The sequence below is a fragment of the Actinokineospora diospyrosa genome (assembly GCF_024171925.1).
Classification (GTDB): domain Bacteria; phylum Actinomycetota; class Actinomycetes; order Mycobacteriales; family Pseudonocardiaceae; genus Actinokineospora; species Actinokineospora diospyrosa.
In genome coordinates this window covers 165,423-189,274 of record NZ_JAMTCO010000007.1, presented here as the reverse complement: position 1 = coordinate 189,274, position 23,852 = coordinate 165,423, and the positions used below count along the sequence as shown (strand labels likewise).

The window sequence follows — 23,852 nt, the reverse complement described above, 5'->3', positions numbered from 1 at the left end:
CCACGTTCGCAGCCATGCGCAACGAGAGAGAGGTCCTCTGGCACGAGGAGTTGGGCCTACCGGTGGCCGTGTCCCACGCGGCTTGTTCGGCCATCTTGCGCAACCGCAGCCTGGGGAGGCTGTGGAAGGACAAGGAGCCGGTGCCCGAGTTCGCGGCGTTCAACATGCTGCACCGCAACTCGTTGCTGGAGAACGAACCCCCAACCCACACCCGCCTGCGCCGCCTCATCTCAGCGGCGTTCGGCCGCGGCCACACCGAACGACTCCGCCCGATGGTCGAGCGCCTCGCGTCGTCGATGGTGGCCTCGATGGTGGCGCGGATCGAGGCCGAGGGGTCCGCTGACCTGCTGGAACACCTGGCGGAGCCGCTGCCGGTGGAGGTGATCGGCGAGCTGCTGGGGGTACCGCCCGAGGATCGGGGCCTGCTGCGGCCGTGGTCGAACGCGATCGTGAAGATGTACGAGTACGGCCTGTCCCCAGCTCAAGCGGCCGCCGCCGAGCAGGCGTCTTCGGAGTTTTCCCAGTACTTGCGCGCTTTGGCCACCCGGCCGGGTGACAACCTGATCAGCGACCTCGTTGCGGTCCGCGACGGCTCAGACCGGTTGACGGACGACGAACTGGTGGCGACCGGCGTGCTGCTGCTGATGGCCGGGCACGAGGCGACGGTCAACGTGATCGGGAACGGGGTGCTCGCGCTCCTGCTGAACCGCGACCAGTGGGACCTGTTGGTGGCGACTCCGTCGCTCCTGCCGTCCGCAGTGGAGGAACTGCTGCGCTACGACGCTCCACTGCAACTGTTCGAACGCACGGCCACTGCGCCGGTGAGCATCGCGGGGTGGGAACTGGAGCCTGGCGCCAAGATCGCCGCCTTGCTGGGCGCGGCGGCGCGGGATCCCGAGGTCTTCGCGGAGCCGGATCGCTTCGACATCACACGATCGCCGAACCCGCACTTGAGCTTCGGCGCGGGCATCCACTACTGCGTGGGCGCTCCTCTGGCCCGCGTCGAAATCGCGGCGGCGCTTCAGGCACTGGTGCAGCTGCCCACTCTCCACTTGGCCACCGAACCCGCGCGACGGCCGGAGTTCGTGATCCGAGGCCTGCGAACGCTGCCGGTGGCCGTATGACCGAGAACGTGCAGGCAGGGCACGTCTCGGGGAACGTCCTGCAGACAGGCGCTGTACACGGGAACGTCTACTTCAACGCCGCACCACAGCAACGGCTGCCCTATAGGTCTGGAGCAGTGCCGGTAGTGGTGGACGGATTCCAGCCCCGCTCAGTGCCGGACCTCGAGGCGTTGACGGCGGGTGGCGTGGTCCTGTCCGGACTGGGCGGCGTGGGCAAGACCCAACTGGCAGCCGACTACGCCAACCGAACGCACGACGTCGAACTCCTGGGCTGGGTCACCGCGTCAACGAGGGCCGGGGTGATCAACGGGTTCGCCGAGCTGGGGGCGGTAGTCACCGGTCAGCCGGTCGACGACGAGAAGCCCTTCTTGGATTGGTGCGCGACCACGACCAAGCGGTGGTTGTTGGTGTTCGACGACCTGACCGATCCAGCGGACATCGTGGGCTTGTGGCCGCACACCCGCGAGACCGGCAGGCTGGTCGTGACCACCCGCCGCAACGAACCCTCCCTGCGGGCGGCGGATCGCCTCATGGTCGACCTGCGGGTCTTCACGCCCGAGGAGTCCTTGTCCTACCTGGGCGAAACCGGTGAAGAGCTGGCGAACTTGTTAGGCCACCTGCCTTTGGCGTTAGGGCAGGCCACAGCGTACGTGTCGATGGTGCCGGGCATGACCTACGCCAAGTACGTCCGGAAGTGGCGCACTGAGGCTCTGGACGCGATGTTCCCCACCGACTGGACGAGCGCCGACGGTCGCAGCGACACGGTGGTCACAACATGGGCGATCTCGGTGGCGGCGGCCGATCGACTCGCTCCCGTCGGCGCCGCGAGGGCGGTGCTCGACGTGATCTCGGTGCTGAGCCCGGACGGCATCCCGCTGTCACTGCTGGCCGCGGCCGCCCCGGGGGTGGACACCGAAGGCGGCCTGACCGCGCTCCGCCGCTTCAGCCTGATCACCGTCGGCGGCGAGCCGGATCCGCTGATCCGGGCGCACGCCCTGGTCCAGCACGCCACCCGGGCGCAGCTCGACGACCTCCCCAGCCTGATCGGGCCGCTGGTCGGCGCGTTCAAGTCCTGCTGGCCAGCGGTTGAGCGGGTTCCGGTGTTCCGGGCAAACGCGATCGCGTTGACCGAGCACTGCGGACCGCACTTGTGGACCACCCCGGGTTACGCCTTGTTGTTCCGCGTCGCCGACAGCCTGGGCAACGCGGGACAGGTACTTGCCGCGGCCGAGCGCTATCGGGAGATCGCCGCGGAAGCGCAGGCTCGGCTCGGTCCCGACCACGTGGACGCGTTGGCCGCTCGGCAGAACGCGGCGCGCTGGCGCGGCGAGTTGGGGGACTCCGCTGGTGCGGCGCGGGACCTGGCCGCTCTGCTCCCGGACCTGGTTCGGGTCCTCGGCGAGGACCACCCCTTCGCCCTGCTCGCCCGCAACAGCCTGGCCCTGTGGCGAGGCGAATCCGGGGACGTCGCCTGCGCGACAACGATTCTCGCTGACCTCTTGGTGGACGCCGTGCGCGTCTTCGGACCGCACAACGCGGACACGCTCGGGATCCGGTGTGGACTGGCCCATTGGCTTGGGGTGGCGGGCGACGTCGCGGGCGCGGTGCGGGAGTACACGGCCGCATTGGACGACATCGTGCGTGTCCTCGGTCCGGATGACCTGCTGGCGCTGGCCTCTCGGCACAACCTCGCGCACTGGCGGCAAGTTGCCGGGGACGGGCCCGGCGCGGTCGCCGAGCTCGCCGGACTGCTCGACGACCAACGACGGGTGTTGGGGCCCGAGCACCCGAACACCCTCGCCACGCGCAACAACCTCGCCGCCTGCCTCGCGGACGCGGGTGACCCCGTCGCGGCGGCGCGGGCGTACGCGGACCTGCTGGCCGACCAACTGCGGGTCTTGGACCAAGACCACCCGGCGACCCTGATCACCCGGCGGGGCCTCGCCGACTGCCGTGGGATGGCGGGCGACGCCGTCGGGGCGGTTGACGCGTTGTTCGACTTGCTCGCTGACCAGTCACGGGTGCTCGGGCCGGACCACCCGGCCACGCTGCGAACCCGGGGCAACCTGGCCATGTGGCGGGGCAAGGCCGAGGGGGCGGCAGTGGCGCTGGCGGAACTCACCCGGCTCCGGGATGACGTGCTGCGGGTGTTGGGGCAGGGCCACCCGGAGAACGAGGACGTTGGCGCCTACCTCGACTTCTGGCGGCAGCGGCTACCGGGCGGCGGTGGTGGGGCGGGAGGTGCGGACCGGGTCGCCGGTGGTGTCGATGCGGACGACGCGGAGGCGGCGGACTGTGGAGGGGTTGATGGGGGCTAGTAGCAGCGATAGGCGGTCTACTAGGCGGATCGTCAGGACTGCCGTGGCGGCGGCGGTGAGGTCTAGGAACGCTGTCAGGAGGACGCCGTCGGCTTGGGATTGGGCTGAGGTGTTCAGGCGCCAGAGGAGGGTGGCGGTGAAGAGGAGGCCGCTGGCCGCCCAGGTGATCCACCAAGCCTTCAGCAGCGGCGAGGGGTTGGGGCGTTCGTCGGCGGGGCGGCGGAGGATGGCGTGTTCGAGTTCGGCCAGGACCGCGCCGGGGACGATGAGGTTGATGCCGGGGATCAGGATTCCGGGAACCAGCTGCCAGTCGTCGCGCGCTGGGTGGTAGCCGGCCAGCTCGGTGGCGGCCCGGCGGGCGGCGTGGAGCCACCAGAGGACGGTGGCGAGGCTCAGCAGGCCCGCGGCGAAGGACAGGACCGCACCGGTGGTGACCAGGCTGTCCGACCACTGCACCACCGTCCGCGACAGGGCGCCGGTGCGGCTCTGCACCAGCAGCGCGTACCGCCACACCTCCGCCCCGGCGGCGATGACGGCGACGGCGGCCAACAACCACAGGGCGGACGCGGCGAGGCGGGCTCGGCCGCGGACGCGCTCTACGGGGGACGCTCCCTCTTCGGCCGCGCCCGCTATAGCGGTGGGCCAGCGCCAAGCGAGCGCGGGGAAGCCCCAGCGCGGTGGGGTGCGGTAGCGGGGCGGGCCGAGGTAGGGCAACCGGAGGGGGGGCTCTGGTGCCTTGGCGGTGGGAGGCGGGGTGGCCACCCAGTCGTAGCCCGGGTACACGGCTAGATGACCTGGGGTTCTGAGCCGGTCTCGCTGACCACGGGGTGGCCTAGCGCGGACCAGACCTGCATGCCGCCATCGACGTTGACCGCGTCCCAGCCGTTGCCGTTGAGGTACTGGGTCACCCGGGCGGAGCGCCCACCGGAACGGCAGATCACATAGACCTGCCCGTCGGCCGGTAGCTCTGCCAGGCGCTCGATGAGCTCGCCCATCGGGATGTGCTGCGCGGTCGGGGCGTGGCCAGCGTCCCACTCGTCCTGTTCACGCACGTCGAGCAGGGTGGCGTCGGCGGGGATGGCGCCTACGTCTACGGCGGGCACGCTGTTGGGCATCACGTGTTGATGCTGCCACGGCCAGGCGTAGGACGCGGGTGAAGGGCCCTTACGCGGCCGCGTACAGCTCCGCGACCTCGCCGAGTTGCCGCTCAGTCATCGGCAGCGAGTAGCGCACGGGGCCACCGTCGAACACCGAGGGCATCCCGACCCGGGCGCTGTACGCGCTCACCCGCACGTTCCGAGCCTCCAGGATGAGGACCTTCCCGTCAGGCCAGAAGACCCGCGCCTTCATCCGCACCACCTGGTTCGCCTCGGGCACAGGGGGATAGACCTGGATGACCGTGCCTTCGGACGTTGTGCGGCGCTTAGGAGCAGCGCAGTTCCCATCGACGAAGGCGAGTGCAGTGGCGTAGTCGGTAGCGCTTCCGGTAAAGCTGCCGCGGCTGATGGAGAAGCTGGCGACACCGTCGGAGTCCGTTAGGTCGAGCTCGACGATGTTGGTCACACCGCCAGTGCCCGTCAAGCTGATAGAGGACACCCCTTGCCAGGTACCAACCTTGGTCTCGGGCAGTGCTCGCACCAGCGCGGTTTGGACTTTGAGCAGGTCGGTGGTCTCGATGGAGGTGAACGCCAACTGCGGTTGGACACCTGTCGGGCACGCGGACACGGGGTCCGGTCCCAACAGGGGGTCCGGTACCGCGGGGGCACTGGCCCGCACCGTTCTCATCCAGGGCGGCCGCACGTCCACCTGCGGCCAGTCGAGTTCCTTCCCCGCCGCCACCGGGGGGCTCACGGGGGGCGACGCCGCCACGACCACGAACCCGCTGACCATGCCGATGACCAGCACCACCACGGTCGCGACGCTCAACGCCCGCAGGTGGACCTGCCGCCTGCCGCGGCGCACGACCACCGCCAGCGTCGTGGTCGGCGCGGGGGCGGGCCCGTCGAGCAGGGTGCTGAGTGCGCCCTCGTCGAGCTGCATCAGTTACACCTCACACTCTCCGGGTACGCGGCCCGCAGCGCGGCGAGCCCCCTGGCGGTCTGGCTCTTGACGGTCCCGACCGAACACCCCAGCGCCACCGCCACCTCCTCAACCGACAGGTCGGCGACGAACCGCAGCACCAGAACAGCGCGCTGTCCGGGCGGCACCCCCAGTAGGGCCGCCCGAAGAACCTCCTGCTCGGCCACCGCGGACTCGCCGCCGACCGGACTGTCGGGCACCTCGGCAACCGACTGCTCCTTGGCCAGGCCGCGCCGCTTGGTGTCGAGGAACGCCCTGGTCAGGACGGTTCGCAGGTACGCGTCGGCCGACTCGATGCGGACCTTGGGCCACCGCGCGTACACCTTCACGAACGACTCCTGCGCCAGTTCCTCCGCCACCGACCAGTTGCCGCAGAGGGCGTGCGCGATGCGCCGGTAGGTGTCGAAACGGGCCGAGAAGAACTCGGCGAACTCCTCGTCGCGAACCCGCAGCACCCGCGCCCTCCCCCTGTATCCACCACCTCTACGCACGAGTGGTCCGGGAGGTTGCACGGTCAGCGGCGGTGTCGCCCATTCGCCAGCCGGGTGCGCTCCTCGGCGGTGCCGAACCGGGCGATGTCGCGGTCGCGGATGAAGCCGAGCCGGTCCGGGGCGTGCATGCGCAGCCGGATGCGGTTGGTGTCGGGCGGGATCCGGCCCTGGGTCGCCTTGCTGGTCACCATGACGACGAGGAACGCGATCGGCACCGTGGCCAGCGCGGGCTGCTGCAGGAACGAGGGCGCCCAGCCGCCGGTGTAGCCGCTGACCGTGGTGATCACGATCGAGGTCAGCACCATGGTCCCGCCGACGACCATGCCCGCGGCCGCGCCGACCCAGGTGATCTTGCGCCACCAGATGCCGAGCAGCAGGACCGGGGAGAAGGTGGAGGCGGCCAGCGCGAAGGTCATCCCGATGCTGAGCGAGATGTCGCTCGGTCGCAGCACCAGCGCCAACGCCAACGGCACGCCCCCGGCGAGCGCGGTCCCGAACCGGAAGTCGCGCACTCGGCCTTTGAGGATGTCGGTCGACAGCACGCCCGCGACACTCACGACGAGCCCGGAGGACGTCGACAAGAACGCGGCGAACGCCCCGGCAGCGGTAACTGCGCCGAGGATCTCACCAAGTGCGTTAGGAGCGATCTTCATCGGCAGCGCCAGCACGGCAGCATCGGTTCGCCCGGCTACCAACAGTTCTGGCGCGTACACGCGCGATAGAGCGCCGAGAAGGATCGGGAAGACGTAGAACAAGCCAAGTAGCAGCAGCACGTGCAACGTCGTGCGTCGCGCGGCCTTCCCGTCGGGGTTCGTATAGAACCGCACCAGCACGTGCGGCAGGCCCATCGTGCCCAGGAACAAGCCGATGATCAGCGAATACGTGGTGAAGAGGTCGCCGGTACCGTTGACCGGTCTCAGCCAAGAGGCGTTGTCGAGCGCGGCCGGATGAACGACGGGCGTCTCGCTACCCTCCGAGAACCGCAGTTCTGTCCCCTCATCGACGACGTGGTCGCCGGGCCCCCAATAGACCCGCCCGGCCGCAGGAGCGTTGTCGACCGTGCCGCTCGCCGACAGCCACACACCGTCCTTGACCTGCAACACCACGTCAGTCTCAACAGTGACCACCGCGTCGCGGGTGAACCGAGGCGGTAAGGGCTCAGACAGCCCGGTCGCACCAAGGCCGTTGACGCCGCCTTGGCCGAAGAACAGCACGCACATGATGAACGTGGGCGCGGCGATGGCGAACAGTTTGAGCCAGTACTGGAACGCCTGCACGAGCGTCACCGCGCGCATGCCACCGCCGAACACGTTGACGATGACCAGCACCGCCACCAGAACCGCGCCGCTCCAACTGGGCACCGACGGCAGGATCTGGTGCACGGTCAGCCCGGCGCCCTGGAACTGCGGCACCAGGTAGAGGATCCCGATGAACACCACCGTCGCCGTCGCCAGCCTGCGTAGACCGGCTGACCCGAGTCGCGCCTCGCAGAAGTCGGGCAGCGTGTACGCACCAGAGCGGCGCAGCGGCGCAGCGACGAACAGCATCAGCGTTAGGTAGCCCGCAGTGAAGCCAATCGGGTACCACAGAGCGTCGGCACCGTCTTTAAGCACGAGCCCGGCAACACCCAGGAACGACGCCGCGGACAAGTACTCGCCGGAAATAGCGGCCGCGTTGCGCCGGGACCGGACCGTGCGCCGGGCGACCAGGAAGTCCTGGGTGGTGCTGGCCAGCCGGGAGCTGCGGAAACCGAGGGAGAACGTGGCGAGGCCGACCACCCCGATCGCCACCACGGCCCAGGCGTTCAACTCCACCGCGCTACTTCTCGACCATGTCGACGAAATCGCGCTCGTTGCTCTCGGCGACCACGTTGTACCAGTAGCCGATGATGAACAGCACCGGGAACGGCGCCACCCCGAGCAGCAGCCACGGCAGCGACACCCCGGCGAACTCGACGTCGGACAGCTCGGGGAACACGTAGAAGGTCAGCGGCAGCGCGCCGAACAGCAGCAGGGTGCCGACGGCGAACTTCACCGCGGCCCGGAACTGGGTGCGGATGAACGAGCGTACGACCTCCTCGGCCCAGCTGGTCTGCTCCTCCAACTCGACCACGGTGCGCAACACGGTGACCGGCGCGCGGGAGTCGGCGAGCACGACCTTCTTGCGGCGCGGGCGCGGCGCGGGCGGATCCCCCGGCCCGCCCGCGGCGGTGTTCACGCGCCGCCGCCGCGGACCAGCCGGTCCTTGAGCTCACGGGTGTGCCTGCGGCTGACCGGCAGGACCTTCTCCTCGTGCCCGATCACCACCGAGTAGCCCGACCCGCCCATCCGCAGCTCGGTGATCAGCGAGATCGGCACCAGGTAGGACCGGTGGATGCGCACGAACCCGGCCTTCTCCCAGCGCTCCTCCAGCTGCGCGAGCGGGATGCGCACCAGGTGCGAGCCGTCGGAGGTGTAGAGCCTGGCGTAGTCGCCCTGGGCCTCGACCCAGCGCACCGACGCGCGCGACACCAGCTTGGTGGTGCCCGCGAGCTCGACCGGGATCACCTCGTCGTCGCGCTGCTCGGGGACCGGGCTCTGGGTGCCGCCGCCGTTCTGGTGGATCTTGGCGAGCACCCGCTCCATGGCCTTGTCGATGCGCGGCTGCTCGGCGGGCTTGAGCAGGTAGTCGACCGCGCCGAGCTCGAAGGCGGCGACCGCCTCGTGGCTGTGCGCGGTGACGAACACCAGCACCGGGGCCGGTTTGAACCCGGCGAGCACCTTGGCCAGCTCCATCCCGGTGAGCCCGGGCATGTCCAGGTCGGCGAACACCGCGTCGACGACCGACAGGCCCTGCTCCTTGCGCCCGGCCAGCTCCGGGTCGTCCCCGGAGAGCAGCAGCAGGGCCTCGGTCGCGTCGAACGCGGAGAGGACCCGGCGCACGTGCCGGTTGCCGTTGAGCCGCTCGACCAGCACGTCCATGCCCGCCTTCTCGTCATCGACGGCGAGGACGACGAGGCCGGGGGTGTTGTTCGCAGTACTCACGGTGGGCGCAATCTTGCCGAGTGTCGGGACGGGTGCGCGCGGGCGGCGCACCGCCCACGCAGGTGAAGCATTCCGCGCGATTGTGACAGGGTGGTCACGGTTCGCGCACCCCCGCCTGGCCCAGTGCCCCCTAGAGGCCGAACCTGGACCAGGTCGCCCGGTTCTCCAGGGCCTGCACCGCGGCGAGCACGCGGTCCGAAGTGGACAGCAGGGCGCCCGGGCCGCCCGCGAGGCCGAGCCTGGCCAGCAGCGCCCGCTTCGGCTCGGCCACGACGATCTCGGCGTCGGGGAAGCGCTCGGTCAGCACCGAGCGCATGCTGCCGACGCCGTCGACCAGGCCCAGCTCCAGCGCCTTCGCACCGGTCCAGACCTCACCGGAGAACAGGTCCTCGTCGCTGCCCCTGAGCCGCTCGCCGCGCCGGTCGCGCACCCAGCCCGCGAACTGCTCGTGCAGCTCGTCGAGCCTGCCGGAGAGCCACCGCACGTCCTCTTCCTTCTCCGGCAGGAACGGGTCGAGCCGGACCTTGCGCGAGCCCGCGGTGTAGAGCCTGCGCTCCAGGCCGACCCGCTCCAACAACCCGACCAGCCCGAACCCGGACGAGACCACCCCGATCGAGCCGACCAGTGACGAGGAGTGCGCGTAGATCTCGTCGCCCGCGCACGCCAGCAGGTAGCCCCCGGACGCCGCGACGTCCTCGCAGAACGCCAGGACCGGCACGCCCTTCTTGGCGGCGAGCTCGCGGATCCGCTCGGACACCAGCGCGGACTGGGTCGGCGCCCCGCCCGGCGAGTTGACCGCCAGCGCGACCGCGACCAGCCGGTCGTGGTCGAACGCCCTGGTCAACGCCGATTCGACGGTGGTGGTGTTGATGGCGCCCCTGGTGATCGGCGACGGGGACGGGGAGATCACGCCGTGCAGGCGCACCACGGAGACCACCGGGGCGCGGTCACCCCGGTCGCCGATCCTGGGCAGCCTGGCCAGCTTCTCGGTCACGCTCATACCGCGCAACCCTACGTCCGGAAAGCTGAGAACGGCTTTTCGATCACGGCGGCGGGAGGTGCCCGTTGCGGCTGTCCTCGTCGTCGTCGACCCCGGTGAAGGTCGGCAGGTCCGGTCGGACGCCGGGGAAGTACTTGGGCACCCGCAGGGTCACCTTCATGCCCGCGCCCGGCGCCGTCTCGACCATGAGCGCGTAGTCGTCGCCGAACACCTGGCGCATCCGGTAGTTGATGTTGCCGACGCCGACGTGCGCCCCGCTCTTGTGCGCGTCGCGCAGGTCCTCGAACAGCCGGTCGGCGTCCATCCCGACTCCGTCGTCCTCGACGGTGATCAGCGCCTCGGTGCCGTTGTCGTGGGCGAACACGCTGACCGTGCCGCCACCGGGCTTCTTCACGATGCCGTGCCGGACCGCGTTCTCCACCAGCGGCTGCAGCACCAGGAACGGCACGACGACCGACTGCACCTCCGGCGCGATCCGCAGCCGGACGCTGAGCCGGTCGCCGTAGCGGGCGCACTCGATGGTCAGGTACCGGTCGATGTTGCTCAGCTCGTCGGCGAGCGTGGCGAACATGCCGTTCGACCGGAAGGAGTACCTGGTGAACGCGGCGAAGTCCTGCAGCAGCTCGCGCGACTGCTCGGGGTCGGTGCGGATCAGCGAGGAGATCGTGTTGAGCGTGTTGTAGATGAAGTGCGGCGAGATCTGCGCCCGCAGCGCGCGCAGCTCGGCCTGCGCCAACTGCTGCTTGGACTCGTCGAGCTTGGCCAGCTCCAGCTGGATGCACAGGAAGCGCGCGACCTCGTCGGCCGCCCGGATCATCCGCTTGCCGTCGACCCCGCCGACGACGATCAGCGCGCCCTCGACCTGGCCGTCGATGATCAGCGGCACGATGACCGCGGTGCGCATGGGGCAACTGCCCCGCCTGCGGCACTGCAGGTTCTCGTGCTGGACGTGCGCGCGGTGGCCCTCGCGGACGGTCTCGACGATCTGTTCCTCGAGGTCGGCGTAGTGCTCGTTGGCCTGCCCGTCCCAGGAGAGCAGGCGGCCCTCCCGGTCGGAGATGCCGACGGCCACGCACTTGAGCATCTCGAGCAGGTGCGTGGTGGCCTGGTCGGCGGCCTGCTCGGTGAGGCCGTTGCGCAGCTCGGGGGCGGCTTTCGACAGCCGCTGCACGGTGTCCAGCACGGCGTCGTGGACCGAGCCGGACTTGCGCGGGCGGCAGAGGAAGACGAACAGGCCGAGCACGATGAGCGTGGCGACGACGCCGACGAACGCGCGCTCGGTCAGGAAGTCCACCCGCTCATGCTCCCGTTCACCCGTCTGGCGTGACAAGGACGGGGTCAAGGTAGCCGGTGGGCGGCCCGGGTCAGCGAGGCGCCATGCGCAGCGCGCCGTCGAGGCGGATGACCTCGCCGTTCAGGTAGTCCTGAGCGATGATCGACAGCGCCAGCGCGGCGTACTCGTCGGAGTTGCCCAAGCGCTTGGGGAACGGGACGCCCTCGGCGAGCGCGGCGCGGAACTCCTCGCTGACCGTGGCGAGCATCGGGGTATCGATGATGCCGGGGGCGATGGTGGTGACGCGGATGCCGCTGGTGGCGAGGTCGCGGGCGGCGGGCAGGGTCAGGCCGACGACGCCGCCCTTGGACGCCGCGTAGGCGGCCTGGCCGATCTGGCCGTCGAACGCGGCGATGGAGGCGGTGTTGATCACGACGCCGCGCTGGCCGTTGGCGTCCACCGGCTCGGTCTTGGCGATCTCGGCGGCGGCCAGGGTGACCACGTTGAACGTGCCGATCAGGTTGACCTCGACGACCTTGCGGAACAGGCCGAGGTCGTGCGGGCCGCGCTTGGACAGGATGCGCGCCGACGGACCGATCCCGGCGCAGTTGACCACGATCCGCAGCGGAGCCGACCCACCGGCTGCCTGGGCGACGGCAGCCTCAACCTGCTCGGGGTCGGTCACATCGGCCGGGACGTAAGTGACGCCCTCGACCTCGGTAGCGGAAGAGATCGACGACGGCAGGTCTAGCGCGAAGACACTCGCGCCAGCCGCGGCGAGGGCTCGAGCGGTAGCGCCGCCGAGGCCCGACGCGCCCCCGGTGACGATGGCCGCGGTCCCGTCGATCTGCATGTGCGTTCCTCTCGCCCGTGCGATGTGCTCCGCGGCAGAGGTTAACGCCCGTTCAGCGCGGGCCCCACCGCACTGTGTCGCACGCGGCAGATGCCGTCGATCGCCACCAGCTCGTCCGGGCTGGGCCGCCAGTTCGCGGCCGCCGCGTTGGCGGTCACCTGTTCGGGGGTCGTCGCGCCCGCGATCACCGAGCCGACGGTCGGTTGGGCGGCGAGCCAGCCGATGGCCAGCGTGGTCATGCTGATCCCGCGCTCGTCGGCGAAGGCGCGCAGCTTCTCGATCCGGTCCCACGGCGCGTCGGCGAGTAATCGCTGCCGCCCGGCGAGCCTGCTGCCTGCCGGTGGCTCCTCGCCGCGCGCGTACTTGCCGGTCAGCAGCCCGTTGGCCAGCGGGAAGTACGGCAGCAGGCTCACCGAGAACCGCAGGCAGGCGGGCACGACCTCGCGCTCGACGTCGCGCTCGAGCAGCGAGTAGTGGTTCTGCGCCGACACCACCGGGCCGACGTGCTCGGTGCGCGCCGTCCAGCAGACGTCGGCCAGCTGCCACGCGGGCAGGTTGCACACACCCGCGTACCGGACCAGACCGTCGCGCACCAGGTCGTCGAGCGCCGAGAGGGTCTCCTCGATCGGCGTGCCCGGGTCCGGCCGGTGCAGTTGGTAGAGGTCGATCCAGTCGGTGCCGAGCCTGCGCAGCGAGGTCTCCGCGGCCCGGCGCACGTACCGGCGGGAACCGCGGGCACTGAAGTCCGGCCCGTTCACGCCCTGCATGTCCAGGCCGAACTTGGTCGCCACGACCGCCCGCTCCCGGCGCCCCACCAGGGCCTGGCCGAGCAGCTCCTCGCTGCGCCCGCGCGGCGCCCCGTACACGTCGGCCACGTCGAACAGGGTCACCCCGGCGTCGAGCGCGGCGGCGACCAGCTCGCGCGATCCCGCCAGCGACTCGGCGGCCGTGCCGGGTCGGCCCAGGTTGTTGCAGCCAAGACCGACGGCGCTGACCACCAGTCCTGACTCACCCAGGTGACGGAGCTCCACACCGCTGACGATAGGGCGGGAGAGCGCGTGTGAGCCAGACATCAGATGTAACGTGGACCGCGCCCTGTGTGGGTGACCCGGGTAGGGCAGGCTATGGCCATGAGCACGACACCAGAAGGTGAGCCGGAGGTCCCGTCCCCCGGTTGGACCGCCGCCGACATACCCCAGTTGGATGGCCGGACCTTCATCGTCACCGGTGGCAACAGCGGCTTGGGCTTCGAGACCTGCCGAGCACTGGCCGCCAAGGGCGCCCAGGTCATCCTCGCCGCGCGGGACCCGGAGAAGGGCCAGGAGGCCGTCGCCCGGATCGTGGCCGAGCACCCCGCGGCCACCGTGGAGACCCGGGTGCTGGACCTGGCCGACCTCGACAGCGTCGAGGTGTTCGCCGCGGGGATCCGCGAGGTCGACGTCCTGATCAACAACGCGGGCGTGATGATGCCGCCGCGCACCACCAGCGCCCAGGGCTACGAGCTGCAGTTCGCCGTGAACCACCTCGGCCACTTCGCGCTGACCGCCCGGCTGCTCGACGTGCTGGCCCAGGGCGCTGACCCGCGCGTGGTCACCGTCACCTCGTTCCTGCACCGCCGCGGCCGGATCCACTTCGACGACCTGCACGGCGAGCACAAGTACTCGCGCACCGGCTACTACTCGCAGTCCAAGCTGGCCAACGTGGTGTTCGGCCTCGAACTGCACCGCAGGCTGCGGCTCAACGGCGTGCCGCTGACCAGCGTGCTGGCCCACCCCGGCTACGCGGCGACGAACCTGCAGTCCAGCGGCCCGTCCGGGCTGATGAAGCTGGCGCTGAAGGTGTCCAACCGGCTCTCCGCCCAGGACGCCGAGATGGGCGCGCTGCCGCAGCTGTTCGCCGCCGTGTCGCAGGACGTCGAGGGCGGTCAGCTGATCGGGCCGGACGGGCGCAAGGAGCAGAAGGGCTACCCGAAGGTCGTCTCCCCGCTGGAGGCCGCCCGCGACCGCGAGCTGGCCAAGCGGCTGTGGGACACCAGCGAGGAACTGACCGGCGTCGCGTTCGGCCTCGCCGCGCGATGACCGCCTACGCCGCTCTGCTGCGCGGGGTGAACGTCGGTGGCCGGGCGAAGCTCCCGATGGCGGACCTGCGCGCGGTGCTGACCGGGCTCGGGTACGCCGACGTGCGCACGCTGCTGCAGAGCGGCAACGCGGTGTTGAGCACCGACGCGGCGGCCGACGTGGTCGAGCGCGCGGTGGAGCGGGCGCTGCTCGCCGAGGTCGGGCTGACGACCCGGTGCTTGGTGCGCACCGGCGATGAGCTGCGGGCGGTGCTGGCGGGGTCCCCGTTCCCGGAGGCCGACGACGGATCGAAGATGGTCGCCGCGTTCGTGTCGGAGGTACCCAGCGCGCCGGGGTTCGACCCGGCCACGCTGGACCCCGGGCGCGTCGTGGTCGGCGACCGGGTGATCTACCAGTGGTGCCCGGACGGGATCAGCAACTCGCCCCTGGTGGTACCGGCCGTCGAGAAGAAGTGGGGCGTCACGGCGACGGCCCGCAACTTCAACACCGTCACCAAGCTCGCCGCACTGCTCTAGCGGCCCACCGCGTACCCCTGCATGCCCCGCGGGTTCGCGGCGGCGCGCAGGAGCCCGTTTGATTCACGTGAAACAGCAGATAGCCGCCCCAGCGTCCACGGGCCGACGTCGATGACCTCGTGCCCCCGCGCGCGGAGCCCGGCGATCGTGGACCGGCCGAGCCGGGACTCGACGTGCGCCTCGCCGGGGACGAAGTCGCGCGGGTAGAACGAGCTGGGCACGGCGTTGGAATGCCAGGCGGGCGCGTCGATCGCGGCTTGGAGGTTGAGCCCGCCGACGGTGCGGGCGAGCCAGAAGCACAGCTGCCACTGGTCCTGGCCGTCGCCGCCGGGGGTGCCGAAGGCGATCCGGGGGGCGCCTTCGTGCAGGGCGAGGCTGGGTGTGAGGGTGATCCGGGGGCGCTTGCCGGGGGCGAGGGTGTTCGGGAGGCCCTCCTCCAGCCAGAACATCTGCGCGCGGCTGCCGAGGCAGAACCCCAGGTCAGGGATGGTGGGCGAGGACTGCAGCCAACCGCCGGACGGGGTCGCGGAGATCATGTTCCCCCACCGGTCGACGACGTCGATGTGCACGGTGTCGCCCTTGGTCGAGCCGTCCGGGCGGACCGTCGGCTCGCCGATGGCGCCGGAGAGGTCCTTGGGGGCGCTCGGGTAACGCGGGAGCCGGGGGTCGGGGCCGCCGGGGCGCAGCGCGCGGGAGGCGGTGTCGGTGATGAGCCTCGCCCGGTCGGCGGCGTACTCGCGGGAGAGGAGGAGGTCGACGGGGACCTCCGCGTCGCCGTACCAGGCCTCGCGGTCGGCGAACGCGAGCTTGGTGGCCTCCAGCGCGGTGTGCACGGTGTCGGCGGTGGGGATTCCGTCGGTGTAGGACAGGTTGGCGTTCTCCAGCAGGCGGAGTTGTTGCAGGAGAACGGGTCCTTGGGTCCACGGGCCGCACTTGGCCAGGGTCCACGGGCCGAAGTCGGCGGTGGTCGCGGGCTCGTAGGTGGCGGTCCAATCGGCCATGTCCTGCCCCGTGAGCACACCCGCGTGATCCCGCCCGGAGTCGTCGCGGAACTCCTTGCGGCAGAAGGAATCCACGGCCTCCGCTACGAACCCTTGCGACCACGCCTTACGCGCCGCGTCGATCTCGGCTTCGCGGGTGGTGCCTTTGGCCTCGCTTAGTAGCCGCTCCCAGGTGTCAGCCAGCACGGGGTTGGCGAAGCGGCTGCCCTTGGCGGGGAACCACAGGGCTGCCGAGGTTGGCCAGTGCTCCGCAAACAGGCTTCGGACGGTGTCTACGACCGCGGGGACTCGCTCTAGCAGTGGGAATCCGTCGCGGGCGTACCCGATTGCGTACTTAAGGACATCGTGCAGCCGCTTAGTGCCGTGGTCCCGGAGCAGAGTTAGCCAGCCATCCCACGCCCCGGGGACCGTCGTGGCGAGGAGTCCGCTCCCTGGGATCAGGTCCAGCCCTAAGCCGCGATAGTGCTCGACGGTCGCTCCTGCCGGTGCCACGCCTTGCCCGCACAGCACTTGGGGGGAGGGGTTGGTGGCTGTGGTGAAGACCGCGGGGACCTCACCACCGGGGCCGTTGAGATGCGGCTCGACGACCTGGAGCACAAACCCGGCCGCGACAGCCGCATCGAACGCGTTACCGCCGTCTTCGAGGACGGCCATCCCGGCGCTGGAGGCCAGCCAGTGCGTGGACGCGACCATGCCGAAGGTGCCCACGAGCTCGGGCCGGGTGGTGAACACGTCACCCAACATACGGAGCTCAGTGGTGGCCGGGGAACATCAAGCAGCGGACACCGCAGTGATCGCCTCACGCGGGTAGGTCGTCACCAAATGCTCGTCGGCGCCTTCGATGACCAACTCGACGGTCACCCGCACCCCGAGTCCGGTCTCCCGAACCCGCACGACCACTCCCTCGACATCCCGGAGACCGAAGGGCACGACCACCCGACTACCAACCTCGATGTTGTCGCTCACGAGCCACCCTCCCCTCACCACGGCGCACTTCCAGTAAGCGTCGTGAAGTACGTCTTGCACACAGTGTCCATCCCGCCAGCCAGGGCGTCCAGCGCGCTCCGCCAAGAGCGAGCTGTCGGCAAGGTCATCGGCCAACCTTCCGATCGGACCTTCTGCAACTTGGTCTCATCGTCGTGCGCGATGCCATTGCGGGCGGTGTTGAGCAACTCCAACTTCTTGTTCCACTTCGCCGCACGGCTCGGATAGCGCGTTTTGAGCTCCGCCCACAGCTCCATCCCCAACCGGGCGTAGTCGGTGCCGAGGCCACCCGGGCTGGCGTTTCCCGTGTCCAGCTTGCGGTTGGCCCGCAGGTTGACGATGCCGATGATGTCCTCGAGTCGGCTGTTGGTCAGCCCAAGCGCTCTGACGAGAGCATCCACGCACTCGTCGTGGAGGTCTCGCGCGAAGCCCTGGAACTCAGCCGCCAACCGCAGCAGGATCGCGTGGTTGAGCTCGTCGGTGTCCCACTTGCGGCCACGTTTGCCACCGCTGACCTGCTTGTGGGCAGCGAAGAGGTTGTCCAATCGAGCTGAGCGAGCACCCTGCCAGCTTTGGAGCGCCTGGGACATCACACCGTGATGCTATCCACGCACGAGGTAGTGATTTGATCCGGATGGCCGGTCAATATCAGACCGTTCGGATCAAGCGGAGGGGTGGCGCCGCTTGTCCAGCTTCTGAAGAAGCTCAGACTTGGAGCATGGCGACTGAGGTGCAGTGGAGCGAGCTCCAGCGCGACCCCAAGAGCGTCGCCGCCCTCGCGGATCAGGGCGACGACGTGCTTGTCCGGCGGCGGGACGGGGCGGCATTGCTGTTGGTTCGGGAAGACCGAGCCAGATCGGCGGCGGCAGGGTCGTTCACTGCTGCGCGGGGGTTGCGGACCGTCTTGGCGCACCTGCCGCCGGATGCGGTGAATGCGGCGTTGATCGAGGAGTTCACCTGGGTAGACGCTCTGCCGGTTGGGGAGCGGTTGCAGTTCGCCAGGGACTTCGTCCGGGCGTATCAGGTGTCGGCGGAGTTGGGGAACTGGTCGTTGCTCGACCAGGCGGTGCGCGAGTGGCGCAGCACGGCCGCGATCCACGCCGATCCGGGGCTCCGGGCGACGCTCGCAGGTCCGCTCGAGGACGACTTCGGTGCGGTGACGCCACCGATCATCGGGTGAGCGTGCAGTACGAGGTCACCTCGGGCGGCCGGATCTGGTACTGCCCAGATCCGGACCGCCGGGTGGTGTGGGTGACGCATGCGGGTACGGGGCACCCGAAGGCGACCGACTAGTTCTCCCGCACGCCCAGGCCGATGGGGCAGGAGACGCCGGTGCCGCCCATGCCGCAGTAGCCGTTGGGGTTCTTTTGGTCGCTCAGGTACTGCTGGTGGTAGTCCTCGGCGTAGAAGAAGGTGCCTGCGGGTTCTACCTGGGTGGTGATCTCGCCGTAGCCCGCGCGGTTGAGGACGTCCTGGTAGGCCGCGAGTGACGTCTCGATCGCGGTCTTCTGGGCGTCGTCGGCGTAGTACAGGGCTGAGCGGTACTGGCTGCCCAGGTCGTTGCCCTGGCGCAGGCCCTGGGTGGGGTCGTGGCCCTCCCAGAAGATCTTGAGCAGGTCGTCGTAGCTGACCTGGTCCGGGTTGTAGACGACGAGGACGGCCTCGGTGTGGCCGGTCATGCCGGAGCAGACTTCCTCGTAGGTTGGGTTCGGGGTGTAGCCGCCGACGTAACCGACCGCGGTGGAGTACACGCCGGGTACGTTCCAGTAGACCCGCTCGGGGCCCCAGAAGCAGCCCATGGCGAACACAGCGGTGCGGGTGCCCGCGGGGAACGGCGGCACGATACGCCGATCGGGGTACACCGTGTGCGCCGTCGGGACCACCATCGGCTCCTGGCGACCCGGCAGTGCCTGGTCGGCTGCGACAATACGAGTCTTGTCCCGCCTGAACAGCGTCATGACACCACTGTAGAGACCCGCGCGGCCCAGGCAACGGGACAGCTTCGAGCAGAGGGGGAAGACCGAACACATGCAGTGGCAGGACACCCTCCGAGACCTCGACGACCGGTTGGCGGCCGGGGAGATCGACTCGGCCGAGCACCGGCGGCTGCGGGACGAAGCGCTGGCCGAGGCGTCGGGGACGACGCGGCGGGTGCACATCCCGTCGTCGGCGTTCTTGCCGCAGCGCGAGCACACGCCGCCGCGGGCGCTGGACCTGGCGGACCGCGGGCGGTTCGTCGACGGTGAGGCGTTGTTCGTCGAGTCGAGCGGCCGGGTCGGGCGGATCGCGCTGGGGGTCGTCGGCGCGGCGATCCTGGTGGCGGCCGGGGTCTGGTTGTTCTCCGGCGACTCGGAGCCGGTGGCGGAGGCTCCCCCGCCACAACCGACAACAGCGAGCCGGGCGGACGAGTTGGCGAAGGGGTTGCCGAAGTTACCCGGCACGATCAGGTCGCAGCCGTCGGTCTTACCCGTGTCAGTTGGGCCTCAGCTCGGCCTCTATGGCCCAGAGATCCCGAACGCCGGTAGCTCCGGGCTGGTGAATGCCGCCTCTACCGACGGACCGCGCTCACTGACGGTGAACGTTCTCGACAATGGCAGCGGTCCTGATCGCGCTAAAGACGTCCTCGCTTACGCCGCCGCCACCGGGTGGACGGTAGACACCGCCCCTGAAGGAGTTCAGATAGTCCGGACTGGACAAGGTGGCACACAGCTCTACCGGGCCGTCTACCGCTCCGGTACCTGGACAGTCCTTGTCACCGCTACTTCGAAAGACGACGATCTGGCGTTCCGGGCCTACTTCGATTCGGTGCTCGGACGCACGCTGTTGGCGTTGCCTGCCCGCTGAACCGGCAGAGTCACATTGGGTAGGGTACGTGCACACGGTGGAGGGGCTAGGCGATGACGTGGCAAGAAGAGTTAAGGCAGCTAGACGCTGACCTAGCCGCCGGACGCCTGTCCTCTGACGACTACCGGGTCCGGCGCGACGCCGTGTTGGCCAAGGCCGCCAGTGGCGACAGCGGGCTGCCCAGCCTCCCCGTTCTGCCCGCCGCCGTCCCGGCCGCACCAGAGCCGATCACGCAGTTGCCGCTGCCGCCCGCCCCGACGCCACCTCCGCCCGTCGCGGCACCGATCTCGGCCCCCGTCCCGGTTCCGCAGGTCAGCCAGGAGAAGCCCAGCGACGGCCCCTTCCCACCGGCGTTCAAGTGGAAGGACGACACCCCGGCCGTCGAGTCGACCACGATCATCCCGCCGATCACCGACGACACCCCGCCGCCGCCGGGACTGCCCGTCGGTGAGCGCACGCAGACCGTGCAGACGGTGCGCCCGCAGGAGCCCCAGCCGGACCGCACCCAGGTGGTGCGCAACCCCGAGCAGCTCGCCCAGCAGGCCCCGGCCCAGCAGCAGGCCGACCGCACCCAGGTGGTGTCCAGCAGCGAGATGCGCACGGTCACCACCAGCTTCCCGCCGCAGCCGCAGCCCCAGCAGTTGCCACAACCCCAGCAACCCCAGCAGCCCGCGATCCCGCAGAGCTGGAACCAACAGCGACCGGTGGAGAGCGCCCCGCCGTGGTGGGTGGGCGAAGAGGTGCCCGACCTGGGCAACTCCACCGGCTGGCAGCAGGACGCGTTCGCCACCGACACCAAGTCCGGCCGCGGTCGCACGGTGCTGCTGGTGATCGTCGCGATCATCGTGGTCCTGGGCATCGCGACGGCCGCGTTCTTCGTCGGCAAGAGCGTCGGCGAGAGCAAGTCCACCTCGGCGGGCTACTCGCGCACGGCGTACTGAACCCTTCAGGGGCACGATCTCGCAGCGCCGGTCCGGGAAGTGGAATCTCGCTTCCGGGAAGTTCGTAATACGACGAAGCTAGTGGCGTGCGTACCCACCAGGGGGTCACCCTCGCCACGTTGTTGCTCGCCGTCCTGATGTTCCCGATCACCCTCACCGGCGCCTCGATCGCGCTGCCGGAGATCCGCGCGACCCTGCACGGCGACCTCGCCTCGGTGCAGTGGGTGGTCAACGCCTACAACACGACCTTCGCCGGGTTCATGCTCGCCGCGGGCGGGCTCGCCGACATCGTGGGTAGGCGCCGCGTGTTCGCCGCGGGCACCGCGATCTTCGCCGTCGGTGGCCTGCTCAGCGCCATCGCGCCGAACCTGCTGGTCCTCGACGTGCTGCGCGGGCTGTCGGGCATCGGCGCGGCCGCGGCGGCCACCAGCGCGGTGGCGATCATGGCGAGCTCGTTGACCGGCAGGACCAAGGCCGTCGCATTCAGCATGTTCGGCACGACGATCGGCTTCGGGCTGGCGTTCGGACCGTCGGTGGCGAGCCTGCTCATGGGCGCGCTCGGCTGGCAGGCGGTGTTCTGGTTCCCCGCCGCGGTCGGGGTCGCGGCGTTGGCGCTGGTCGCGCTCGTGCCCGAGTCCAGGAACCCGGACGCCCGGGGGGTGGACTGGCCGGGCACGGTCACCTTCACCGCCGGGCTGCTGCTGGTCATCACCGGCTTCATCGAGGGCCCGGCGCTGGGTTGGGCCAGCCCGCTGGTGCTCGCGGCGTTCGTGGTCGGGGTCGGACTGCTCGTCGTGTTCGCCGTGGTCGAGCGCCGGGTGCCCAACCCGATGTTCCACTTCGACCTGCTGCGCACGCCCGGGTTCCTGGCCGCCGCCCTCGCCGCGGCGACCTTCGTGGCGGTGATGGTGCCGCTGCTGGTCTACCTGCCGTCGTACCTGACCGAGGTGGTCGGCCAGAGCGCGCGGGGAGCGGGTGCCACGCTGATCCTGATGACCTCGCCGATCCTGGTGTTGCCGCTGGTGGCGGGCGCGCTGGCCAGGTGGAGTTCGGCGAACGCGGTGCTGGCGGGCGCGCTCGCCCTGGTCGCCACCGGCACCGCGTGGCTGACCGGCATCGGCCCGGACAGCACGGCGCTGTCGCTCGCCGGGCCGCTGCTCACCCTCGGCGCGGGGATCGGGCTGTCCACCGGGCTGGTCGACGGGATGGCCCTGGCCAGTGCCGGGCCGAGCCGCGCGGGGACCGCGTCCGGCATGTTCGGCACGTCCCGGCTCGCCTTCGAGACGATCGGGATCGCGGTGGTCGGTTCGATCATCGCGACCGGCACGCACGGCACTCTCGAAGGCGAGGGCTACACCGGGGCTCTGCGGCTCTCGCTCTGGCTCCTGGCCGGGCTCACGGTCGTCGTGCTGGGCGCTTTCCTCGCCCTTACCCGACGGGCCGTGACCGCGCTAGCCGCGGCGTAGTTATCCCCAGCCTGTGGATAACTCCGGTTTGGGCACGTCCCGTCACCGCCTCGCCCCTACGGGGTGAATTGCCAGCTCAACGGCCATTTTCCGGGTCGAATCGGTAGTCGTTCGGACACGCCGCGCGGCAGTGGTTGTCCACAGGAGTTATCCACAGTGTGCACAAGTGTTCGAATGGCCAGAAGCGGTTTGTCTGGTTGGCGAAGGTCAACACCCAACCTCGCCGTCGCGGCCTCGACACCGGCGGTGAACAGGCATGATGTCGCCCATGGGTGAACGGGCGCGGGCACAGACCGCGGCGGCGTTGGGGCGTTGGGTCGAGCCGGGCGAGGTCTTCGCGCAGGGCAGGGCGCTGCGCGCGGTGGCGGGGTTGCGCGACCACAAGGCGGTCAGCCTCGCGCCGGACCGTCCCCCGATCGTGGACTTCCTGGACGCGAGCAACGCCGGTCGGGTCGAGGAGCTGGTCCCGCTGCGGGTGGGCCGGATGCTGGCCTCGCCGTTCGCGTTCTTCCGCGGCAGCGCGGGCTTGATGGCCGCCGACCTGGTGGGCACGCCGCGCACCGGCCTCGAGGCGCAGCTGTGCGGTGACGCGCACGCGGCGAACTTCGGGCTCTACGGTACGCCGGACGGCCAGATCGTCATGGACATCAACGACTTCGACGAGACCGTGCCCGGCCCGTGGGAGTGGGACCTCAAGCGGCTGGCGACGAGCATCGTGCTGGCGGGCCGGGAGGGCGGCTTCTCGGAGAAGTCCTGCCGGGAGGCGGCCGAGGACGTGGTGCGCTCGTACCGCAAGGCGCTCGACCACCTCGCCGAGCAGCCGTTCCTGGACTCCTGGTCGGCCCTGGGCGACGAGTCGGTGCTGGCCAAGGTCGACGCCCAAGCGCTGCTCGACGACTTCGCGCGGGCGGCCAAGAAGGCGCGGAAGAACACCAGCGCCAAGGTGGCCGCGAAGTGGACGCAGCGCGGCGCCGACCAGCGCTGGCGGTTCGTGACCGAGCCGCCGGTGCTCACCCCGGTCAGCGACCGGGTGGCCGACGCCGTCGTCGCCGCGCTGCCCGGCTACGTCGAGACGCTGCGCGAGTCCCGGCGGAACCTGATCATGCGGTACGGGGTGTCGGACGTGGCCTTCCGCGTGGTCGGCACCGGCAGCGTCGGCCTGCGCAACTACCTGGTCCTGCTGCACGGCAACGGTGACGAGGCGTTGGTGCTGCAGGTCAAGGAGGCCCAGTCGTCGGCGTTGGCGCACCACCTCGGGCACGCCCCGGCCAAGCACGAGGGCAAGCGCATCGTGCACGGCGCGCGGCTCGTGCAGGCGGAGACCGACATCCTGCTCGGGTGGACCACCGTGGCGGGCAGGCACTACATCGTCCGGCAGTTCCGCAACCGCAAGGGCGAGATCGACCCGACCACGCTCGAGCGCGACCACCTAGACGACTACGGGCGCTTCGCCGGTGCGCTGCTTGCCCGTGCCCACACGCGTTCCGTAGATCCGCGGCTGCTCGCGGGCTACTGCGGTGAGGAGCTCGACGAGGCTTTCGGCAAGTACGCGGTGTCTTACGCGGACCAGACCGAGGCGGACCACGCCGACCTCGCAACGGCCGTCAAGACCGGCAGACTTACCGCGATCATCGAGGATTAATGCCACCTACGGCCCGCTTGGGGGTTCGGGGGCTTGCCCCCGAGCGGGGCGTGGGGGCTGCGCCCCTACAAGGCACTGCGAAACGAGAACTGGCGAGTGCTCTGCATGAGCACTCGCCAGTTATTCGTGGAGCGGATGACGAGACTCGAACTCGCGACCCTCACCTTGGCAAGGTGATGCGCTACCAGCTGCGCTACATCCGCCTACCCGGTCTTGCGTA

24 protein-coding genes and 1 tRNA gene are annotated in these 23,852 nt (G+C 70.1%); 9 read left to right on the top strand and 16 right to left on the bottom strand.

Going from position 1 to position 23,852, the window contains the following annotated elements; translation table 11 throughout:
- The first annotated feature begins 14 nt into the window (after nt 1-14).
- Nucleotides 15-1,124: a cytochrome P450 gene (locus tag LV75_RS14715; RefSeq protein WP_253887451.1), complete on the top strand. Its 1,110-nt coding sequence runs from the start codon at nt 15-17 to the stop codon at nt 1,122-1,124.
- Nucleotides 1,121-3,442, top strand: a complete 2,322-nt coding sequence (locus LV75_RS14710; protein ID WP_253887450.1) for a tetratricopeptide repeat protein — start codon at nt 1,121-1,123, stop codon at nt 3,440-3,442. The genes LV75_RS14715 and LV75_RS14710 overlap by 4 nt, the downstream gene beginning before the upstream one ends.
- Here LV75_RS14710 and LV75_RS14705 read toward each other — a convergent pair.
- The 11 genes from LV75_RS14705 to LV75_RS14655 all read right to left on the bottom strand — a co-directional run bounded on the left by LV75_RS14705 (nt 3,338) and on the right by LV75_RS14655 (nt 13,192).
- Nucleotides 3,338-4,225, bottom strand: a complete 888-nt coding sequence (locus tag LV75_RS14705; protein WP_253887449.1) for a DUF4328 domain-containing protein — start codon at nt 4,223-4,225, stop codon at nt 3,338-3,340. The two genes, LV75_RS14710 and LV75_RS14705, sit on opposite strands and share 105 nt — an antisense overlap.
- A gap of 2 nt (nt 4,226-4,227) precedes the next feature.
- The gene (locus LV75_RS14700) at nt 4,228-4,557 is read right to left on the bottom strand and encodes a rhodanese-like domain-containing protein (protein WP_253887720.1); all 330 of its coding nucleotides are present in this window, start codon (nt 4,555-4,557) and stop codon (nt 4,228-4,230) included.
- 49 nt (nt 4,558-4,606) lie between these two features.
- Entirely contained in the window at nt 4,607-5,482 is an 876-nt protein-coding gene (locus tag LV75_RS14695) for a hypothetical protein (RefSeq protein WP_253887448.1), read from the bottom strand.
- Nucleotides 5,482-5,976, bottom strand: a complete 495-nt coding sequence (locus tag LV75_RS14690; protein ID WP_372504174.1) for a SigE family RNA polymerase sigma factor — start codon at nt 5,974-5,976, stop codon at nt 5,482-5,484. Before LV75_RS14690 ends, LV75_RS14695 begins: the two co-directional genes overlap by 1 nt.
- Before the next feature lie 59 nt (nt 5,977-6,035).
- Nucleotides 6,036-7,826: a sodium/solute symporter gene (locus LV75_RS14685; RefSeq protein WP_253887447.1), complete on the bottom strand. Its 1,791-nt coding sequence runs from the start codon at nt 7,824-7,826 to the stop codon at nt 6,036-6,038.
- A gap of 4 nt (nt 7,827-7,830) precedes the next feature.
- Entirely contained in the window at nt 7,831-8,229 is a 399-nt protein-coding gene (locus tag LV75_RS14680; RefSeq protein ID WP_253887446.1) for a hypothetical protein, read from the bottom strand.
- Entirely contained in the window at nt 8,226-9,035 is an 810-nt protein-coding gene (locus LV75_RS14675) for a LytR/AlgR family response regulator transcription factor (RefSeq protein ID WP_253887445.1), read from the bottom strand. Before LV75_RS14675 ends, LV75_RS14680 begins: the two co-directional genes overlap by 4 nt.
- Nucleotides 9,036-9,165: 130 nt before the next feature.
- Entirely contained in the window at nt 9,166-10,035 is an 870-nt protein-coding gene (locus LV75_RS14670; RefSeq protein ID WP_253887444.1) for a S49 family peptidase, read from the bottom strand.
- 43 nt (nt 10,036-10,078) lie between these two features.
- Nucleotides 10,079-11,329: a sensor histidine kinase gene (locus LV75_RS14665; protein ID WP_253887443.1), complete on the bottom strand. Its 1,251-nt coding sequence runs from the start codon at nt 11,327-11,329 to the stop codon at nt 10,079-10,081.
- A 70-nt stretch (nt 11,330-11,399) separates the two neighbouring features.
- A complete protein-coding gene (locus LV75_RS14660) occupies nt 11,400-12,161 on the bottom strand; it encodes an SDR family NAD(P)-dependent oxidoreductase (RefSeq protein ID WP_253887442.1) in 762 nt (253 codons plus the stop codon).
- A gap of 41 nt (nt 12,162-12,202) precedes the next feature.
- Complete coding sequence (locus LV75_RS14655; RefSeq protein WP_253887441.1) at nt 12,203-13,192, bottom strand: aldo/keto reductase; 990 nt, start codon at nt 13,190-13,192, stop codon at nt 12,203-12,205.
- Nucleotides 13,193-13,291: 99 nt separating this feature from the next.
- On the opposite strand from LV75_RS14655, the gene LV75_RS14650 reads away from it, so the two are divergent.
- Complete coding sequence (locus LV75_RS14650) at nt 13,292-14,239, top strand: oxidoreductase (RefSeq protein ID WP_253887440.1); 948 nt, start codon at nt 13,292-13,294, stop codon at nt 14,237-14,239.
- A complete protein-coding gene (locus LV75_RS14645) occupies nt 14,236-14,754 on the top strand; it encodes a DUF1697 domain-containing protein (protein ID WP_253887439.1) in 519 nt (172 codons plus the stop codon). The genes LV75_RS14650 and LV75_RS14645 overlap by 4 nt, the downstream gene beginning before the upstream one ends.
- Here the strand turns inward: LV75_RS14645 and LV75_RS14640 are convergent.
- Genes LV75_RS14640 through LV75_RS14630 form a run of 3 tightly spaced genes read right to left on the bottom strand, consistent with a single transcriptional unit; the run spans nt 14,751 to nt 17,329 of the window.
- Entirely contained in the window at nt 14,751-16,487 is a 1,737-nt protein-coding gene (locus tag LV75_RS14640) for a gamma-glutamyltransferase family protein (protein WP_253887438.1), read from the bottom strand. The two genes, LV75_RS14645 and LV75_RS14640, sit on opposite strands and share 4 nt — an antisense overlap.
- Before the next feature lie 39 nt (nt 16,488-16,526).
- Complete coding sequence (locus LV75_RS14635) at nt 16,527-16,721, bottom strand: hypothetical protein (protein ID WP_253887437.1); 195 nt, start codon at nt 16,719-16,721, stop codon at nt 16,527-16,529.
- 14 nt (nt 16,722-16,735) lie between these two features.
- Entirely contained in the window at nt 16,736-17,329 is a 594-nt protein-coding gene (locus LV75_RS14630; RefSeq protein WP_253887436.1) for a hypothetical protein, read from the bottom strand.
- A 128-nt stretch (nt 17,330-17,457) separates the two neighbouring features.
- Here LV75_RS14630 and LV75_RS14625 point away from each other — a divergent pair, with 128 nt between their 5' ends.
- Entirely contained in the window at nt 17,458-17,919 is a 462-nt protein-coding gene (locus LV75_RS14625) for a hypothetical protein (protein ID WP_253887435.1), read from the top strand.
- Between the two features lie 109 nt (nt 17,920-18,028).
- On the opposite strand, the gene msrA is transcribed toward LV75_RS14625, so the two are convergent.
- Nucleotides 18,029-18,697, bottom strand: a complete 669-nt coding sequence (gene msrA, locus LV75_RS14620) for a peptide-methionine (S)-S-oxide reductase MsrA (RefSeq protein ID WP_253887434.1) — start codon at nt 18,695-18,697, stop codon at nt 18,029-18,031.
- 70 nt (nt 18,698-18,767) lie between these two features.
- Between msrA and LV75_RS14615 the strand changes: the two genes are divergently transcribed.
- The 4 genes from LV75_RS14615 (at nt 18,768) to LV75_RS14600 (ending at nt 23,632) form a co-directional block, all read left to right on the top strand.
- Nucleotides 18,768-19,583 carry a hypothetical protein gene (locus LV75_RS14615; protein ID WP_253887433.1) on the top strand — a complete coding sequence of 272 codons (816 nt, stop codon included), beginning with the start codon at nt 18,768-18,770 and terminating at the stop codon, nt 19,581-19,583.
- A gap of 53 nt (nt 19,584-19,636) precedes the next feature.
- Entirely contained in the window at nt 19,637-20,524 is an 888-nt protein-coding gene (locus LV75_RS14610) for a hypothetical protein (protein ID WP_253887432.1), read from the top strand.
- 86 nt (nt 20,525-20,610) lie between these two features.
- Nucleotides 20,611-21,990 carry an MFS transporter gene (locus tag LV75_RS14605; protein ID WP_253887431.1) on the top strand — a complete coding sequence of 460 codons (1,380 nt, stop codon included), beginning with the start codon at nt 20,611-20,613 and terminating at the stop codon, nt 21,988-21,990.
- Between the two features lie 268 nt (nt 21,991-22,258).
- Nucleotides 22,259-23,632 carry a DUF2252 domain-containing protein gene (locus LV75_RS14600; RefSeq protein WP_253887430.1) on the top strand — a complete coding sequence of 458 codons (1,374 nt, stop codon included), beginning with the start codon at nt 22,259-22,261 and terminating at the stop codon, nt 23,630-23,632.
- A gap of 127 nt (nt 23,633-23,759) precedes the next feature.
- Here the strand turns inward: LV75_RS14600 and LV75_RS14595 are convergent.
- Nucleotides 23,760-23,835 (bottom strand) — tRNA-Gly (locus LV75_RS14595).
- Between the last annotated feature and the right edge of the window lie 17 nt (nt 23,836-23,852).